Raw genomic sequence first — 16,586 nt, forward strand, 5'->3', positions numbered from 1 at the left:
GTTTGTCGCGCGATCAGCTCTTGTCGTTGTCAAGTTTGGGGATGTTCGACCCCTCACCGGCGCTCAACAAGCCCGTCTTCGCATAGATGTTCAGTTTCGCGCGGGTATCGGTGATGTCGAGGTTGCGCATGGTGAGCTGGCCGATGCGGTCGGCGGGCGTAAACGGCGCGTCCTCGACCTTCTCCATGCTGAGCCGCTCCGGCGCGTAGGTCAGGTTGGGGCTCTCGGTGTTCAGGATCGAGTAGTCATTGCCGCGGCGCAGCTCGAGCGTCACTTCACCGGTGATCGCGCGCGCGACCCAGCGCTGCGCGGTCTCGCGCAGCATCAGGGCCTGGGAATCGAACCAGCGTCCCTGATAGAGCAGGCGCCCGAGGCGCATGCCGCTGATGCGGTATTGCTCGATGGTGTCTTCGTTATGGATGCCGGTGACCAGGCGCTCATAGGCGATGTGCAGCAGCGCCATGCCCGGCGCTTCGTAGATGCCGCGGCTCTTTGCCTCGATGATCCGGTTCTCGATCTGGTCGCTCATGCCGAGGCCATGGCGGCCGCCGATGACATTGGCCTCGAGGAACAGCGCGACAGGGTCGGCGAAGGTCTGGCCGTTCAGTGCAACCGGTTGACCATCGACGAACCGCACCGTGACCTTCTCGGCCTTGACGGCACAGTCGTCGCGCCAGAACGGCACGCCCATGATCGGGTTGACGATCTTGATGCCGCTGTCGAGCTGTTCGAGATCCTTGGCTTCATGGGTGGCGCCGAGCAGGTTGCTGTCGGTGGAATACGCCTTTTCGGCTGACATCTTGTAGGCGAAGCCGTGGGCGGTCATGAACGCCGACATTTCCGCGCGGCCGCCGAGCTCGTCGATGAATTGATCGTCGAGCCATGGCTTGTAGATCTTCAGGTCCGGATTGGTCAGCAGTCCGTAGCGGTAGAACCGCTCGATATCGTTGCCCTTATAGGTCGAGCCGTCGCCCCAGATGTTGACGCCGTCCTCCTTCATGGCCGAGACCAGCATCGTGCCGGTCACGGCGCGCCCGAGTGGCGTGGTGTTGAAATAGGTGATGCCGCCGGTCGAGACGTGGAAGGCGCCAGCTTGAATGGCGGCAATGCCTTCGTGGACCAGTTGTGCGCGGCAATCCACGAGGCGCGCTTTTTCGGCGCCGAACTCCATGGCCTTGCGCGGAATCTCGTCGTAGTCGGCCTCGTCAGGCTGGCCGAGATTGGCGGTATAGGCGAAGACGCGCGCGCCCTTTTGCTTCATCCAGAGCAACGCTGCGCTGGTGTCCAGGCCGCCGGAGAAGGCGATACCGACGTTTTTTCCTTGGGGCAGGCTCTTCAAGATCGTGGTCATCGAACATCCAATCGCGCAATTTCTGCCGCCAGCGATAGCCCGGCCGGGCAAAGGGCGTCAACGCGGCATCGGTCATCCGGGACCTCTGCGCTGTCGCCACCCGGCCTGACCGGGTGGCTCAGTATATACCGCGGCTTCCGCGTTGACTGGTTGCCGGATCAAGCCGGGCAACGACAGCGAGATGGTCAATCGTGGTGCTGTTCGGTGATCCGGTGCACGAAAGACGGTTGCGGCGGATTGCGGCCGGACAGCATCCGGCGGCGCCATGCATAGCCTGGCCAGGCGACCCGGGTCAGCCACGCATCGACGTCCTCATCCGTCATCCGCGGCGAGCCCCAGCGGTAAATCCACCCGTGAATCAACCAGATGACCAGGAAGGAGACGAGTCCGGCGATGGTCACGTCGGTAAAGAAGTGCCCGCCAAAGGCCATCCGCCAGCCGGATGTGGCGATTCCGAACACCGTTGCTGCCGCATAGGCGTAAGGGCGTACCGCAGGCGGCGCGAGAGCTGCCGGAGCATAGGTCCAGAACGCGGTGGCACCTTCACCCGAGAAGAACGAGCAGTTGTGCCCGCACTGGCCGGTCGGATCCCACCAGGCCTTGAACTGCCAGGGGCCGTTGAACTCGGTCACCATCACCGGTCGCGGCCGGCTCCAGAACGTCTTGAAGGTGAAATTGGTGAGGACGCCCGCCGACATCAGCATGGTCAGGATCAGGAAGGCCATGGTGCGGCCTTTCACCAGCAGCGGCCGGTTCGGCCAGATCAGCTTCACGATCAGCGCGACAATCGAGGGCAAGACGAAGGCCCATGCGATCCACATGGCTGCATCGCGGGCGAATTGCGCCCCTGGCAGCGAGGTGATGGGGAAACGCTTCGTCTCGGGATCGTAAAACTGTGCCGCGAGCTTGAGGTCGAGTTCGGGCCAGACTCCGAAGACAACGGCAATGACGGCAAACAGCCCCAGCGCAATGATAAGTCCAGTCCGGTTCATGGCGGGCGGTTTATCCGAGGCGGGGTGGGAAGGAAAGTTAAAGCACTACGGGCCGGCCGCGACATCAGGCTGCGGAGGCTTGCGCCGTGGCTGGCGCCAGGCGCCTGCATTGCGGCCGGCGATCACCCAGTAGATCAGCCCCGCAAGGATACCCGCGCCGGTCATCACTTCGAGATGGCGGCGAACGATCCCGTCGAAAGTCATCGTGGCGGGATCATAGGGGATCAGGCCGAGATAGCAGGCGAGACCGACCGCTGCGCCGCCAAGCGCATAGATGACGACGCTGCGAATGTAGAAGGCCTCGGTGATGAGGACGACGAGCATCGCGGGGATCAGCGCAAAGCCGCTGATGAAGATGAAGCCGAAGCCGAGCAGGATGTTGATCGCATCGGGATTGATCTCGCCCGTACCCAGCGCACTCAATTCCGGAAACAGCACCGCGAACACCACGATCGCGCCGGCCACCAGGCAGGCAGCGCAAAATGCGATGAAGATCACGAACAGCCGGCCGATTAGGGACATAGGGGTGTCAGTCCTTGCCAATCCCGCCGCCGCGTACGCTGCCCTCATCCTGAGGAGCGGTCGTCTTCGACCGCGTCTCCTGCGAATGGCATAGCCATTCGCTTAGGGATGGCTGCGCACTCCATTCACGGTTCGAGACGCGCGCAAGGAGCGCGCTTCTCACCATGAGGAGGGAGCTTGTGGCGGCGTCGCGCATCAATCCGTCATCGCCATCGCACGCAGCGCTTGGCGTTCGCGCGCGGACAGTTTCTCGGTCTCCGACTTCAACTGGCCGCAGGCGGCGAGAATGTCGCGGCCGCGTGGCGTGCGGACCGGCGAGGAATAGCCGGCATTGAAGATGTATTCGGAGAATTTCTCGATCTGATCCCAGTCCGAACATTCGTAACGCGTGCCGGGCCACGGATTGAACGGGATCAGGTTGATCTTGGCGTGGATGCCCTTGAGCATCTTCACCAGCAGCTTGGCATCGTCGAGCGAGTCGTTGACGCCCTTCAGCATCACATATTCGAAGGTGATGCGCCGCGCATTGGATGCGCCGGGATAGTCGCGGCAGGCCTGCATCAATTCTTCGAGCGGATATTTCTTGTTCAAGGGCACCAGCTCGTTGCGCAGTTCATCGCGCACCGCATGCAGCGAGATCGCCAACATCACGCCGATTTCCTCGCCGGTGCGCTTGATGTTCGGCACCACGCCGGAGGTCGACAGGGTGATGCGCCGGCGCGAAATGCCGATGCCTTCGTTGTCCGAGACGATCAGCAGTGCGTCGCGCACCGCATCGAAATTGTAGAGCGGCTCGCCCATGCCCATCATCACGATATTTGTGACGCGGCGGTTGCCGTCCGGGGTCTCGCGGTCGGCCCAGTCACCCAGGCGATCGCGGGCAACCATGATCTGGCCGACGATCTCGCCGGCCGTCAGGTTCCGCACCAGCCGCTGGGTGCCGGTGTGGCAGAATGAGCAGTTCAGGGTGCAGCCGACCTGGGACGAGACACAGAGCGTGCCGCGGTCGGTTTCGGGGATATAGACGCACTCGACCTCATGGGCCTTCTCTCCGGCGGTGCCTGAAGGCAGCCGCAGCAGCCACTTGCGGGTGCCGTCATTGGAGATTTGCTCAACCACGACCTCGGGCCGGGCCACCGTGAAATGCTTTTCGAGATCTTCGCGCATGCCTTTGGAAATGCTGGACATTTCTGAGAAGGTCTGGACGCCCCGGACATACATCCAGTGCCAGATCTGCTGCGTGCGCATCTTGCGTTGGGCTTGGGCCACGCCGATGGAACCGAGCTTTTCAGCGATTTCCGCGCGTGACAGGCCGATCAGCGACGGCTTGGCCAGCGGCACATAGGTTTCGGTGGCGATCTTCTCCAGCGGCACGTCGGCTGCGGGCAGCGCGTGGGGAGCGTCGATGGCGGAACCGGCCTCGGCTGAAACGGGGGTCATGGCGTTCGATCTATGATGTCGCGGGAAATCTGGCCTTAAGCAGGCCGACCTCAAATAAGCTTTTCGCGCCCGAATGAAAAGGCGCGAAATGCGGCAATATTAACGACGACAAGGATTTAGCCGGTGCCTGGCGGCAATTACCGCCGGCAATCCTGCGCCAGCCGGTCCAGTGCCTGGGCCAGGCCCTTCAGCGAAAACGTATCGGTGGTCTCGGTGCCCTTGGCGGAGACGCCCTTGACGGTCACGTCCGCCGCCTTGCGCAGGGCTTCCACCATGCGCTCCTCCTCGGCGGCATTCTTGATCCAGAGGCCGTCGCCCTGCGTGTACATGGCATAGCGCGCGCCGCCGACTTCCAGCGTCGACTCTGATCCCGGCTTCAGCTGATAGCCGATCATGATCGAGACTTCGTTGGTCACCTTCTCGGCCGGGCGGGTCGAGATGAAGGCGTAAGCGGGATCACGCGGCCGGTTCGCCGGATTGGTCTTGGACGACGCCGGTTTCGCCAGAGCGAAGCAAACTTTCTTGCCGTTCGGTGTCGCGGTGTACGCGCCCCAGGAGCCGAACTGCCCGACCAGCGTGGGCTCGCCGCCACCGGCTGCAGCCGGCGCGGTAGCAGCTGGTTTGGACGGCGCTGCCTTCGGTGGCGCGGCAGCTTTGCCCTTCGAAGCAGCGCTCTGCGCCTGCGCAAGATCGGCAGCACCGATCGTCGCAATGCCGACCATCGCACTACTCATAGACACAACTGTCAGGAATCGCCGCACGGACATCAAGTCTCGATCCTCTATCATTGTGACTGGAAGATGGCTCGTAACGGGAAGGGCTGGAATCGGTGACGTCACGATGTCTGCCATAGACGGAAATGCATTTCTTGAAAAGGCAGATACGACTCACCCAAGGATAGCAGTCCTTGCCTTGCTGCGCGCTGACGGCGCTGGAGTCGTCCTCAGTTTTCTGCTCAGCCTTTCGCGCGCGCCGCGCGTTGCGCCGCCCACTGCGCATCGCTCCATTGCAGCAGATCTTCTGCGCCAGATGCGCGCAGGTGTGCGCCGCCGTCCTGCACCACCATTTCGCCATTGATGTAGCCGGCCTGATCGGAAATCAGGAAGCTTGCGAGATTGGCGAGCTCACTGTGTTCGCCGACGCGGCCAAGCGGGTTTTGCGCCGCAGGGCCGCTGTTGCGTGCCTCGGGCCGCAACTGTCCGGTCGCGCCGGCGGTGGGGAACGGGCCCGGCGCGATGGCGACCGTGCGGATGCCCCTGGGGCCCCACTCCACCGCGAGCGACTTCGTCATTGCAAGGAGTCCGGATTTGGCCATCGCCGATGGCACCGTGAAGGCGCGTCCGGTGATCGTGGATGTCGAGAGGATGCTCAGCACCACGCCCTTGTGGTGCCCTGCGATCCAGCGCCGGCCGGCCTCGAAGGTGCAATACATCGCACCATGCAGCGTCGGTGCGAGGATCGCGTCGGCGGCGCGGGCCGAGAGATGTTCGCTCTGCGCGATGAAGGTGGCTGCGGCATTGTTCACGAGGACGTCGAGCGCCCCGTCGCGCCAGATTGTCTCCATCATCGACTCGACCGAGGCGGCGCCGCGAATGTCGCATTGGGCAATGCTGACCTCGCCGCCGAAATCGGTACGCAATTGCGCCGCCGTTTGTTCGAGCAATTCAAGCCGGCGACCGCAGAGGACGAGCTCGGCGCCCAGTTCCGCGAAACGGCGACTCATGGACGCGCCGAGTCCGGAGCCACCGCCGGTGACCAGAATGCGCTTGTTGGCAAGCAGCGTTGTCTCGAACATGGGAGGGGTCCTTGTTTGGCCGCGTGGCGGAATTACCTTTTCTCGAATCAGATTGTAGCGCGCCGTCAAATCCGGCATGACTCCTTTCAACTGTCTCAAGCCGAAGGTCAGATGATCAGATGAAAGCCATTCTCTGCTCGCAATTTTGCGAACCCGATGATCTCGTTCTCGCCGATATCGATGATCCGGTTGCCGGTGACGGTCAGGTCGTTATCGCCATCAAGGCGGCGGCGCTGAATTTCTTCGACATCCTGATGATCCAGGGCAAGTACCAGATCAAGCCGCCGTTCCCGTTCTCGCCGGCCGCGGAAGTTGCAGGCGTTATCGAGAGCATTGGCAACGGTGTCACTGGCCTCAAGGTCGGCGACCGCGTGGTTGCCTCCGTCGGCCACAACGGCGCGCGTGAAAAGATCGCGGTGCCTGCGGCATCCGCCGTGAAGATTCCGGACAATCTGGACTTCGATCGCGCCGCCGGCGTGATCATCACTTACGGCACGGCGCTGCATGCGCTGGAAGATCGCGCGAGTCCGAAGCCGGGTGAGACGCTGGCCGTGCTCGGCGCCGCCGGTGGCACGGGTCTGGCTGCGTGCGAACTCGGCAAGCTGCTGGGCCTGAAGGTGATTGCCTGCGCATCGTCGGACGAGAAGCTGGAATTTGCCAAGAAACACGGCGCCGAACTAGGTCTGAACTATGCAACCGAGGATCTGAAGGAAGGCCTGAAGCGGCTGACCGACGGCAAGGGCGTCGACATCATCTTCGATCCGGTCGGCGGCAAATATGCCGAAGCGTCGCTGCGCGCCATCGCCTGGGAAGGCCGCTTCCTGGTGATCGGCTTCGCCGCCGGTGACATCCCGAAAATGCCGCTCAACCTCGCGCTGCTGAAAGGCTGCGACATCCGCGGCGTGTTCTGGGGTGCATGGGTGCGGCAGAACCCGGAGAAGAACCGCGCAAATCTCGAAAAGCTGGTGAAGTGGGCCGCCGAAGGGAAGATTTCATCCCATGTGGATCGCACATTCCCGCTGGCCAAGACCGCCGATGCCCTCAAGGTGCTTGCCGGTCGTCAGGCCATGGGCAAGGTGATCCTTCATCCGTAAGGCTGAGCGAGGCGGATGCGGATTACGCGCCCGTCTCGCTATCCTTCAACGCGCTGTTCTTCAATCCACGCGCGATGGCCGCTCTGGCGGCCTCGCGGTGATCCGGCGTGATATGGCTCGCGACCATGCGCAGCGCGGTGGCCAGCACCGCGGCGTCGTCCGTGAATCCGAGAACGGGCAGCATGTCCGGCACGAAGTCGAACGGCAGCACGAAATAGGCGATGGCGCCGAGCAGTGCCGCCTGGACGTGGCGCGGTGTCTGCCGGTCGAACGCGCAGTAATACGCGGCCAGCAGGTCTTCGGCGAAGGGCAGCTTCACGGCCAGTCCCTTCAGCTTGCGCCAGAACTGCTTGCGTACGCTTTCGCGGTCTTTCGCCAGTTCATCGGCGGGCTCGAAGCCCACGCTGTGGTCGGTTGCCATCGGCAATATCCTCACGGCTGCAAGATTGCAGCCTTCCGCTTAAATGGTGATCTGGCCCCTCCGTCGCAACATTCAGCAACGGATCAGGAATGGCCGAGTTGCCCGGCGATGCTGTTCATGGCCTTGGCCAGATCGATGTCGCGCTTGGTGACGCCGTCGGCGTCATGGGTGGCCAGCACCACCTCCACCGTCTTGTAAACATTGCGCCATTCCGGGTGATGGTCGCTCTTCTCGGCGACCAGCGCGACCCGCGCCATGAAGCCGAAGGCCTCGTTGAAATCCTTGAACGTGAAGGTCCGGGCGATGGCGTCGCGCCCCGCGACCTCGCCCCAGCCTGTCAGCTCCTTGAGCGCCGCCTTGCGGGCCTCGGCCGAGAGTAGTTCCACCATGCCAACCTCCTGCTTCACTTGAACTTTACCTCAACGCCCGGTGACACAGTTGGGATCCATGCCACAATAAGGCAGCAAATGCCGCGCATGCAGAACGGTAACCAAGCGTGCCGGTAACCATGCTGCCGGTGGAACAGCGCGTCGACCCGGAACTTTGCTAGATTGTCGCTCGAACCCCATTTGGCGCAGATGAATTTGAAGCGATTGTTTTCCAGATCCATGGCCGACGGTCCCGATGTTATCGGGCCGGTGGGACCGCCGTCGCCCCGGTCCATCCGGCGCAAGATGACGCTGATCACGCTGGCGGGCACGCTGGCGATCGTCGCGGCCGTGGCCGGCGCTTACTACTTCGCCATGAAGCCGGTACCGCTACGGATCGCCGTCGGTCCGCCGAACAGCGACGACGTCAAGGTCGTGCAGGCGCTGGTGCAGTCGTTTTCGCGCGATCACTATACAGTCCGGCTGCGACCGATCCTCACCGAAGGCGCCACTGCCAGCGCCAAGGCCCTGGCTGACGGCAAGGCCGATCTCGCGATCATTCGCGGCGATCTCGAAGTGCCGAAGAACGCGCGCGCGGTTGCCACGCTGCGCAAGAACGTCGCCGTGATCTGGGTGCCGCCGCCGGTGAAGGGCAAGAAGTCCGGCCCGAAGATCACCAAATTCTCGCAGCTCGCCGGACGCCGAGTCGGCGTGATCGGCAAGACGCAGGCGAACGTCAATCTGCTCAATATCATCCTGCGGCAATACGGCGTCGATCCGGCCAAGGTTACCATCGTGCAATTCTCGACCACCGAAGTGGCCGAGGCGGTGAAGGATCAGAAGGTCGATGCCTTCATTGCGGCGGGTCCGGTGAACAGCAAGATCACCAATGACGCGATCCTGGCCTCGAGCCGTGATGGTACGCCGACTTTCCTCGCGATCGATTCCGCGGAAGCCATCGCGCAGAATTTCCCGATGTATGAGGCGTCCGAAATTCCTGCAGGCGCATTCGGCGGCGCGCCGGCGCGGCCCGACGATGACGTCAAGACCATCAGCTTCTCACATCACATCGTGGCGCGGCAGGGCCTGTCGGATGTGACCATCGCAGCCTTTACGCGGCAGTTGTTCTCCATCCGCCAGCAGATCATCAACGACTTCCCGCTGGCCGCGAAGATCGAAACGCCGGATACCGACAAGGATGCGGTGATCCCTGTACATCCCGGCGCCGCTGCCTATGTGGACGGCGAAGAGAAGACCTTCCTCGATCGCTACAGCGATTACATCTGGTGGAGCCTGATGGGGCTCTCGGCGATGGGGTCGGCGGGCGCGTGGTTCGCGAGCTATCTGAAGAAGGACGAGCGCAACGTGAATGTTTCGGAGCGCGATCGTCTGCTCGACATGATCGCCGCCGCGCGCAAGAGCGATTCTCTGGATGAACTCGACACGATGCAGGCGGAGGCCGACGATATTTTGCGCCATACCCTGAATTGTTACGAGAATGGCGCGATCGAGGAAGGCACGTTGACCGCCTTCAATATCGCGCTCGAGCAATTCCACAACGCTGTTGCCGATCGCAAGGCGCTGATCGGCATGATCCCGCCGGAGCCGATCCGTCAGCAACCGCGGCCGCTCGCCGTCTAGCGCCTGAGATAGCGCCAGCCGATCACGACGCCGCTCACCGAGACGATGGTGCCGAGGATCGACAGCAGCCACAGCACGATGTCCCAGGCCGGGCGATACATCAGCAGCAGCTTGAAATCCAGACTGTGCAGCGCATTGAACAGCCAGCGATAGGTGCGCCGGCTGCTATCGATGCGGCCGAGAATATCGCCGGTGACCGGGCTGATGTGAAACCAGGTCTGCGCCTCGTCGTCGAATGTTGCGCGCAACACCGGCAATTCCCGGTCATTGTGATGCGTGTACCAATAAGCATCGTATTCTCCGAGGCTTAGCTGGCTCTCGACCCGCGAATCCGGCAGCAGTTTTGTTGCGGCATTCCAGAGACGGTCCTGCGGCAGTCCTGTGATTTCGCCACTGGCCGGATCGATCACCGTCTTCGTGCCGTCGCGCTTCGCGACAATCATCAGCGGCATGCCGTCGAGCCACACGAAACGTGCCTCGACCGCGGGTCCGCCCGCCGGTGCGCGAATGGCCGCAGCGATATCAGGCGCATCATGGCCGGCATAGCGCTGCAATACTTCGCGTGGCGTATTGCGGTTGGCAAAATATTCGCCGGGATTCAGCGACAGCCAGCCGGAAAACATCCAGGTCAGGACAAAGAGGCCGGCAATCAGCCCGGTGACGTGATGCCAGGCCATCCAGCCGCGATAGGGCGTGATGTTGCCGTTCGCATAACGTCGCTTCAAGCGCACGCGCAGAATGCCGATCCAGATTCCGGTGATGCCGACGACCAGGCAGATGCCGGAGATCCACAGCACCACCAGCCGCCATAGCGGCCCGTCCTTGCGCAGTACAGTCGGATAGATCCAGTGCGGGATCGAGCCGAGCCAGTTCCAGACGCGCTCCGTGCGGTTGGTATCGAGTGCGATCTCGCCGGAGCGCGAGGAGACATAGAGTTTGGTGCCGGCGTCGTCGCCGAGCGCGATCAGATACAATGGTCGCAACGGATCGTAACGTGCGGTGACGCTCCACTGATCGCGATCGACGGTCTCTTCGAGCCGAGGTGACTTGCTGGCGGGATGATGCTGCGCAACAGCAAGTGCCTGCTGTTCGTTGATCTCGGCGATGGTGCGGCCATCGACGGCGGAGATGGCTTGCCATTTGCCGTCCCATGAGCTCAGTCGATACACCGGCTCATCGGCGATCATGTTCAATCGCAGATCGCGCGGATAGCGCGTGGTGCCGGCCTTCTTCATCGCGTCGTCGGGAGAGAGCACCACCTTCTCCCAGACGATGTTAGGTAATGCCGCCAGGCGCTCTTTGTCGGAGAGGCCGGGAAACGCGACATACATCATCACCACGCCGGAGATGAACCACATCGCGAAGAAGAGGCAGGTGACGATACCGACCCAGCGGTGGCCGATATACAGCCACCGCCGGAGTGTTCGTGTCAGTGTGCGTGCCACGCTCAGAACTTCACGTTGACCGCGAGCTGAGCGGTCCGCGGCATGCCGAGCAGCCACTGATTGGTGCCCCCGGACGTCGCAAAGACCGTGTCGAACAGGTTGTAGATCCGCAGCGACACCGTGGTATTGACGTCGGGCCTCCACTGCAGGCCGGCATTGACGACATTATAGGCCGGCATCTCCAGCGTATTGGCGTTGTCGGCAAATCGCTTGCCGATGATCTGCACGCCGGCATTGGCCGACCAGTTCTGTGCGAAGGCCCAGGTCACCCAGACGTTGGAGACGTTCTGCGGCACGTTCACCGGCACATTGCCGGCATAGTTCACCGGGAGGCCGCCGACCGACTGCAGGAAGTCGTCATACTTCGCGCGCAGGAATGCGGTGTTTGCGTCGATGCGCCAGCCATGGTCGAGCGCGAACCCGACCGACGCCTCGATGCCGCGTGACGATTGCTGGCCGACCTGCAAGGTCACGTTCAGATTGTTGGGATCGCGGGCCAGGAGATTGTTTTTCACGATCTCATAGCCAGCGAGCGTCCACTCGCCACGGCCGCCCCAGAACGATTGCTTGACGCCGACTTCCACCTGTTTGCCGCTGGACAGCTGATAGGTGCTGTTCGCCGCTGAATTGGTGATCAGGTTGCTCACCGGATCGACCGCCACCGAATACTGGCCGTAGACAGCGAGATTCTGGATTGGCGTATAAACCGCGCCAGCGCGCCATGAGGTCGCATGATACGCCTTCTCATAGCTGTTGCCGGGCGTGACGTAGTCGGTCCGCTCAACGGTCGGTTCGTCCTGGCGGATGCCGCCGATCAGCGACAGCTGGTCGGTGACGGACAAGCGGTTTTCCGCGAACACGCCATATTGGTTGGTCGTGGTGCTGAAGCCCGGCACCGTCGGTGAGGTGGTCGCGTAGAACGAACCCGGATTGAAATTGAACAGTGGCACCGACGACGAGCCTGCATAGGGCGAATTGTTGGTGTGAGTGAAGGAGATGTTGTTGACGTCGAAGCCCGTGACGAATTCGTTGACCATGCCAAAGATGTGGCCGCGGAAGGTGGCGTCGAAACGGTCGCCGATCTGCGCCTGGTCGTGGAAGATTTCGATGTAGTTGCCGCCGCCGCGGTCGATCAGGCCGGTCCTGGCGTTGTAGACATAGCTTTCCTCGTCGCGCCAATGCCGCTGGCTGTTCAGATAATACAAGGTGTTGCGCAGCGTGATGCCGTCGCTCACCCGCCACTCGGTTTTCACCTGGTTCCAGCTGTCCTGATAGCGGATACTGCTGTCGCTGACATTGTAGTTCTGGAAGCGCAACGACGTGTCGAGCTTGCCGTTGATCAGCGGCGTGCCGAAGTAACGCGACGGACTGCGGTCACCGTAATCGGCTGAGATCGTCCAGGTGATGTCTTCGGTCTGTTTGATCTGCACGGCGGCGTGGACTTCGACATTGGACTGGTGGTCGCGGTCGACCCAGCCATCCGACATGCTGCCGATGGCGGTGATTCGGTAGGCGACGTCCTTGCTCACCGGGCCGCCGCTGTCCACGGCGATGCGGCGTTCCATATTGGTGTCGAAAGAGATCTCGGCCTGATTACGCGGCACCCACAGCGGCAGTTTCGAGACCACATTGATGGCGCCGCCAATGGCGCCTTCGCCATACATCACCGAGGCAGGACCGTGCAGCACTTCGATGCGCTCCGACGACCAGGTGTCATAGGGGAAGGTCAGCGTGCCGGACCCGACATAGAGGCGGGTGCCGTCATACAGTGTCATCACCGTGCCGTTGCCGTTAAAGCCGCGGGTGTTGAAGGCGATGCTGCCATTGCCGGGCGCTGGCTGGGCGGTGAAGCCGGTGGCGTTTTGCGTCACCGCGGCGATGATGTTTTGCTGGCCGCGTTCGCCCATGGTCTCGGCGGAGATCACTTCCACGCTGGCCGGCGTCTGCAGGCGCGTCAGGCCAAGGCGGCTGCCAGTGGATGTCGTGCCGGTGAGGTTGAGCGTCGGCGCTGCGAAGACCGGGCCTGTCGGCGTGGCGACCGGCGCGCCAGTGTCGGCTGCAACGTTGCGCTGCTGCCGCGAGCGCGCAGCGCGCGTGGGCTTGCCTGATGTCGTGCGGCGTACCCGTGTTGGCGTCGCGGTCGGCTGAACTACCACGGGATCGAGTACGTGGTGCGATTGCGCAGGTCGCAGCGAGCCTTCGGCGGGCAGAAGGAAGCAGGACAGTGCGACGGAGGAAAGGAGAGCATTGCATCGCTTGGATGCATGGGAGACGGAGGTCATCTGCAGGACTCGCGGTTACGTGGCACGTCACCGCAAACCAAGTCTCGCCGCCGCTTACACAGCGGCAGTGTGACTTCCACCAGGACACCCCGCCCAATGTGCTCGCGTGTGACCACGACTGGCGGCAGGTCTCCTGGCTCGCGGGTCAGTGCCTGTCGCCGCCTTCCCAGGTGAATACCCAGTGGCTCTTGGCGCAGGCTCGCCGCTTACAGTTGCGGGGGCAGCCGCGGAATCGGGGATCCCCCTCACCGCATTCCCTTTTGATCCCCGAAGGGAACCGTCCCGTTCACGTTAAGGTGAAATCTCCAAATGTGTCAATCCAGTCGCCAGTCATTCGCAACTTGCACCGACAGGTGTTGATATTGCGCATCACCTGTCATCGCAGCGTCAAGCGATCTGCCTAGCACCATGGGTGTCAAAGCCAGGATCAGGAGTTCGCCATGACTTGCAAGTTCTCGGCGTTACGTATGTCCCGCCGTCGTTTTCTCACGCGCTCAGCTGCAGCAGGCGCCAGCTTTCTGGCGATGCCTTACCTCAGCCGCGCGGCCGATCGTCCGGTGGTGTCGCATGGCGTGCAGTCCGGCGATGTCGGGATCAATAGCGGCATGATCTGGTCGCGTGCCGACCGGCCGGCGCAGATGATGGTGGAAGTCGCCACCACCGAGTCCTTCAACAATGCGCGGACCTTGCCGCCGATGGCGGCGCTGCCCGAAACCGATTTCACAGCAAAGCTGCTGCTCGACAATCTGCCGGCCGGGCAGGATATCTTCTACCGCGTCAAATTCCGTGATCTTTCGCATACGGAGATCGTCGGCGAGCCCGTGACCGGCCGCTTCCGCACCGCGCCAGCGGATCGCCGCGATGTATCTTTCGTGTGGGGCGGCGATGTCGCCGGACAGGGCTGGGGCATCAATGCGGAGGATGGCGGCATGGTCACCTACGCCACCATGCGCAAGCACAATCCGGATTTCCTGATCCATTCCGGCGATACGATCTATGCCGACGGCCCGATCCTGCCTGAAGTGAAATTGCCTGACGGCACGGTCTGGAAGAACACCATCACCGTGCCGGAAAAGGCCAAGGTCGCCGAGACGCTCGACGAATTCCGCGCCGCGCACAAATACAATCTGCTCGACGAGAATGTTCGCGCCTTCAACGCGCAGGTGCCGATCTTCGGCCAGTGGGACGATCACGAAGTCACCAACAACTGGTCGCTCTCCAAGCAATTGCCGGCGGCTTACAAGGAACGCGACATCACGCTGCTGGCTGCGCGCGGCGCGCGTGCCTTTCACGAGATGTATCCGATCTCGGTCAATCCGGCCGAACCGGGCCGCGTCTATCGCACGCTGAATTACGGCCCGCATCTCGACGTCTTCATGCTGGACGAGCGCAGCTATCGCGGCCCCAACGGCCCCAACCTGCAGGAGACCTATGGTCCCGATGCGTATTTCATCGGCCCGGAGCAGATGGCCTGGTTGAAGCGCGCATTGATGGCGTCAAAGGCAACCTGGAAGGTCATCGCCTCCGACATGCCGATCGGCATCGTCGTCGAGAATGATGCGGTCAATCACACGGGGTCGGAGGCGATCGCGCAGGGCGATGGCCCGGCGCGCGGCCGCGAGCTGGAGATCGCCGACATCCTGCGCTTCATCAAGTCGGCGGGTATCCGCAACACGGTCTGGCTGACCGCCGATGTGCATTACACGGCGGCGCATTATTACAATCCCGACAAGGCCCAGTTCCAGGATTTCGAGCCATTCTGGGAGTTCGTTTCCGGGCCGTTTCATGCCGGTACGTTTGGTCCCGGAGCGATGGATAATACCTTCGGTCCCGAGGTCCGTTTCGTGAAGGCGCCGGGCCCCGGCAAGCAGAATCTGCCCCCATCCGCGGGTATGCAGTTCTTCGGCCACGTCAAAATCGACGGTTCGAGCGGCCAAATGACCGTTACGCTACGGGATCGGGCCGATGTGGCCCTTTGGGCCACCGTTCTGGACCCGAAATTGAGCTAACCATTTGGCAGATTCGCATTGTTTTTCGGCGATTTCCCCCTATATTGCGCCGCAACGCGTCCGAGTACCCGGCCCCTTCTGGCCGGGTTTGCTTTTGGAGGGATTGCCCCAGCGCGTTTTCAGACGAGGCAGTTATCGAACGCGCTCGAGCGCAGGGCCCAACTCTAATTGATCTGGCCTTTTGTCGAGCATGTCTTGTTGAACCCGCATCAGGGCACCCAGACCGTAAAACAGAAGAAGACCTATGAACCTTCGCAACATTGCTATCATCGCCCACGTTGACCACGGCAAAACGACCCTCGTCGACAAGCTGCTGCAGCAGTCGGGCACCTATCGCGACAATCAGCGCGTCCAGGAACGCGCGATGGATTCGAACGACATCGAAAAAGAGCGCGGCATCACCATTCTCGCCAAGTGCACCTCGGTGCTGTGGGACGAGGTCCAGATCAACATCGTCGACACCCCGGGCCACGCCGACTTCGGCGGCGAAGTCGAACGCATCCTGTCGATGGTCGATGGCGTGATCGTGCTGGTCGACGCTGCTGAAGGCCCGATGCCGCAGACCAAGTTCGTGGTCGGCAAGGCACTGAAGCTCGGTCTCAAGCCGATCGTCGCGATCAACAAGGTCGACCGTCAGGACGCCCGCATCACCGAAGTCGTCAACGAAGTGTTCGACCTGTTCGCAGCGCTCGACGCGACCGACGACCAGCTCGACTTCCCGATTCTGTACGGATCAGGCCGCAACGGCTGGATGGCCGACAGCCCGGACGCGTCGCATGACGTCGGCATGAAGCCGCTGTTCGATCTCGTCATCAAGCATGTGCCGCCGCCGGTGGTGGAAGAAGGCCCGTTCCGCATGCTCGGCACGATCCTGGAAGCCAACCCCTATCTCGGCCGCATCATCACCGGCCGCATCTCGTCGGGTTCGGTGAAGCCGAACCAGGCGGTCAAGGTGCTGTCGCGTGACGGCAAGGTCGTCGAAACCGGCCGTATCACCAAGATCCTGGCCTTCCGCGGTCTCGAGCGCCAGCCGGTGGAACTCGCCGAAGCCGGCGACATCGTTGCCATCGCCGGTCTGCCCAAGGGCACCGTCGCCGATACCTTCTGCGATCCGTCGGTTGAAGTTCCGATCCAGGCCCAGCCGATCGATCCGCCGACCGTGTCGATGTCCTTCATCGTCAACAATTCGCCGCTCGCCGGCACCGAAGGCGACAAGGTCACCAGCC

The 16,586-nt window shown here is 62.3% G+C and carries 15 protein-coding genes and 1 riboswitch; of the genes, 4 read left to right on the top strand and 11 right to left on the bottom strand.

Annotated elements, in window-relative coordinates; genetic code table 11:
* Positions 1-13: 13 nt before the first annotated feature.
* The 6 genes from argG to ACEK02_RS21620 all read right to left on the bottom strand — a co-directional run bounded on the left by argG (position 14) and on the right by ACEK02_RS21620 (position 6,100).
* Positions 14-1,351, bottom strand: coding sequence for an argininosuccinate synthase (argG, locus tag ACEK02_RS21595; RefSeq protein WP_371423591.1), 1,338 nt, complete (start codon positions 1,349-1,351; stop codon positions 14-16).
* A gap of 185 nt (positions 1,352-1,536) precedes the next feature.
* A complete protein-coding gene (locus ACEK02_RS21600; protein ID WP_371423592.1) occupies positions 1,537-2,343 on the bottom strand; it encodes a phosphatase PAP2 family protein in 807 nt (268 codons plus the stop codon).
* 45 nt (positions 2,344-2,388) lie between these two features.
* Positions 2,389-2,865 (bottom strand): hypothetical protein, encoded by a 477-nt coding sequence (locus ACEK02_RS21605; protein WP_371423593.1) that lies wholly within the window; start codon positions 2,863-2,865, stop codon positions 2,389-2,391.
* A 195-nt stretch (positions 2,866-3,060) separates the two neighbouring features.
* Positions 3,061-4,305 (bottom strand): 23S rRNA (adenine(2503)-C(2))-methyltransferase RlmN, encoded by a 1,245-nt coding sequence (gene rlmN / locus ACEK02_RS21610; protein ID WP_371423594.1) that lies wholly within the window; start codon positions 4,303-4,305, stop codon positions 3,061-3,063.
* Between the two features lie 137 nt (positions 4,306-4,442).
* A complete protein-coding gene (locus ACEK02_RS21615; RefSeq protein WP_371423595.1) occupies positions 4,443-5,027 on the bottom strand; it encodes an invasion associated locus B family protein in 585 nt (194 codons plus the stop codon).
* A gap of 233 nt (positions 5,028-5,260) precedes the next feature.
* Positions 5,261-6,100: an SDR family oxidoreductase gene (locus ACEK02_RS21620; RefSeq protein ID WP_371423596.1), complete on the bottom strand. Its 840-nt coding sequence runs from the start codon at positions 6,098-6,100 to the stop codon at positions 5,261-5,263.
* 119 nt (positions 6,101-6,219) lie between these two features.
* Between ACEK02_RS21620 and ACEK02_RS21625 the strand changes: the two genes are divergently transcribed.
* Positions 6,220-7,194 carry an NADPH:quinone oxidoreductase family protein gene (locus ACEK02_RS21625; RefSeq protein ID WP_371423597.1) on the top strand — a complete coding sequence of 325 codons (975 nt, stop codon included), beginning with the start codon at positions 6,220-6,222 and terminating at the stop codon, positions 7,192-7,194.
* Between the two features lie 22 nt (positions 7,195-7,216).
* On the opposite strand, the gene ACEK02_RS21630 is transcribed toward ACEK02_RS21625, so the two are convergent.
* From ACEK02_RS21630 to ACEK02_RS21640, 3 genes are all read right to left on the bottom strand, one after another.
* Positions 7,217-7,615 (bottom strand): YkvA family protein, encoded by a 399-nt coding sequence (locus ACEK02_RS21630; RefSeq protein ID WP_371423598.1) that lies wholly within the window; start codon positions 7,613-7,615, stop codon positions 7,217-7,219.
* An 83-nt stretch (positions 7,616-7,698) separates the two neighbouring features.
* Positions 7,699-8,004 (bottom strand): 4a-hydroxytetrahydrobiopterin dehydratase, encoded by a 306-nt coding sequence (locus ACEK02_RS21635; protein WP_371423599.1) that lies wholly within the window; start codon positions 8,002-8,004, stop codon positions 7,699-7,701.
* Between the two features lie 14 nt (positions 8,005-8,018).
* Entirely contained in the window at positions 8,019-8,225 is a 207-nt protein-coding gene (locus tag ACEK02_RS21640) for a hypothetical protein (RefSeq protein WP_371423600.1), read from the bottom strand.
* On the opposite strand from ACEK02_RS21640, the gene ACEK02_RS21645 reads away from it, so the two are divergent.
* On the top strand, positions 8,224-9,624 hold the full coding sequence (locus tag ACEK02_RS21645) for a TAXI family TRAP transporter solute-binding subunit (RefSeq protein ID WP_371423601.1): 1,401 nt from the start codon (positions 8,224-8,226) through the stop codon (positions 9,622-9,624). The two genes, ACEK02_RS21640 and ACEK02_RS21645, sit on opposite strands and share 2 nt — an antisense overlap.
* Here ACEK02_RS21645 and ACEK02_RS21650 read toward each other — a convergent pair.
* A complete protein-coding gene (locus ACEK02_RS21650) occupies positions 9,621-11,069 on the bottom strand; it encodes a PepSY domain-containing protein (protein ID WP_371423602.1) in 1,449 nt (482 codons plus the stop codon). The two genes, ACEK02_RS21645 and ACEK02_RS21650, sit on opposite strands and share 4 nt — an antisense overlap.
* A 2-nt stretch (positions 11,070-11,071) precedes the next feature.
* Positions 11,072-13,351 carry a TonB-dependent receptor gene (locus ACEK02_RS21655; protein ID WP_371423603.1) on the bottom strand — a complete coding sequence of 760 codons (2,280 nt, stop codon included), beginning with the start codon at positions 13,349-13,351 and terminating at the stop codon, positions 11,072-11,074.
* A 105-nt stretch (positions 13,352-13,456) separates the two neighbouring features.
* A riboswitch (cobalamin riboswitch) is annotated at positions 13,457-13,648 on the bottom strand.
* A 143-nt stretch (positions 13,649-13,791) separates the two neighbouring features.
* On the opposite strand from ACEK02_RS21655, the gene ACEK02_RS21660 reads away from it, so the two are divergent.
* Positions 13,792-15,360, top strand: a complete 1,569-nt coding sequence (locus ACEK02_RS21660) for an alkaline phosphatase (protein WP_371423604.1) — start codon at positions 13,792-13,794, stop codon at positions 15,358-15,360.
* 244 nt (positions 15,361-15,604) lie between these two features.
* The coding region (locus tag ACEK02_RS21665; protein ID WP_371423605.1) for a GTP-binding protein at positions 15,605-16,586 on the top strand (982 nt) is incomplete at its 3' end.

This window comes from Tardiphaga sp., assembly GCF_041424195.1.
Classification (GTDB): Bacteria; Pseudomonadota; Alphaproteobacteria; order Rhizobiales; family Xanthobacteraceae; genus Tardiphaga.

Coding starts and splice junctions, on each gene's coding strand:
- argG (WP_371423591.1), bottom strand. CDS start 1,351: ATGACCACGATCTTGAAGAGCCTGCCCCAAGGAAAAAACGTCGGTATC.
- ACEK02_RS21600 (WP_371423592.1), bottom strand. CDS start 2,343: ATGAACCGGACTGGACTTATCATTGCGCTGGGGCTGTTTGCCGTCATT.
- ACEK02_RS21605 (WP_371423593.1), bottom strand. CDS start 2,865: ATGTCCCTAATCGGCCGGCTGTTCGTGATCTTCATCGCATTTTGCGCT.
- rlmN (WP_371423594.1), bottom strand. CDS start 4,305: ATGACCCCCGTTTCAGCCGAGGCCGGTTCCGCCATCGACGCTCCCCAC.
- ACEK02_RS21615 (WP_371423595.1), bottom strand. CDS start 5,027: ATGGTCGGCATTGCGACGATCGGTGCTGCCGATCTTGCGCAGGCGCAG.
- ACEK02_RS21620 (WP_371423596.1), bottom strand. CDS start 6,100: ATGTTCGAGACAACGCTGCTTGCCAACAAGCGCATTCTGGTCACCGGC.
- ACEK02_RS21625 (WP_371423597.1), top strand. CDS start 6,220: ATGAAAGCCATTCTCTGCTCGCAATTTTGCGAACCCGATGATCTCGTT.
- ACEK02_RS21630 (WP_371423598.1), bottom strand. CDS start 7,615: ATGGCAACCGACCACAGCGTGGGCTTCGAGCCCGCCGATGAACTGGCG.
- ACEK02_RS21635 (WP_371423599.1), bottom strand. CDS start 8,004: ATGGTGGAACTACTCTCGGCCGAGGCCCGCAAGGCGGCGCTCAAGGAG.
- ACEK02_RS21645 (WP_371423601.1), top strand. CDS start 8,224: ATGGCCGACGGTCCCGATGTTATCGGGCCGGTGGGACCGCCGTCGCCC.
- ACEK02_RS21640 (WP_371423600.1), bottom strand. CDS start 8,225: ATGGATCTGGAAAACAATCGCTTCAAATTCATCTGCGCCAAATGGGGT.
- ACEK02_RS21655 (WP_371423603.1), bottom strand. CDS start 13,351: ATGACCTCCGTCTCCCATGCATCCAAGCGATGCAATGCTCTCCTTTCC.
- ACEK02_RS21660 (WP_371423604.1), top strand. CDS start 13,792: ATGACTTGCAAGTTCTCGGCGTTACGTATGTCCCGCCGTCGTTTTCTC.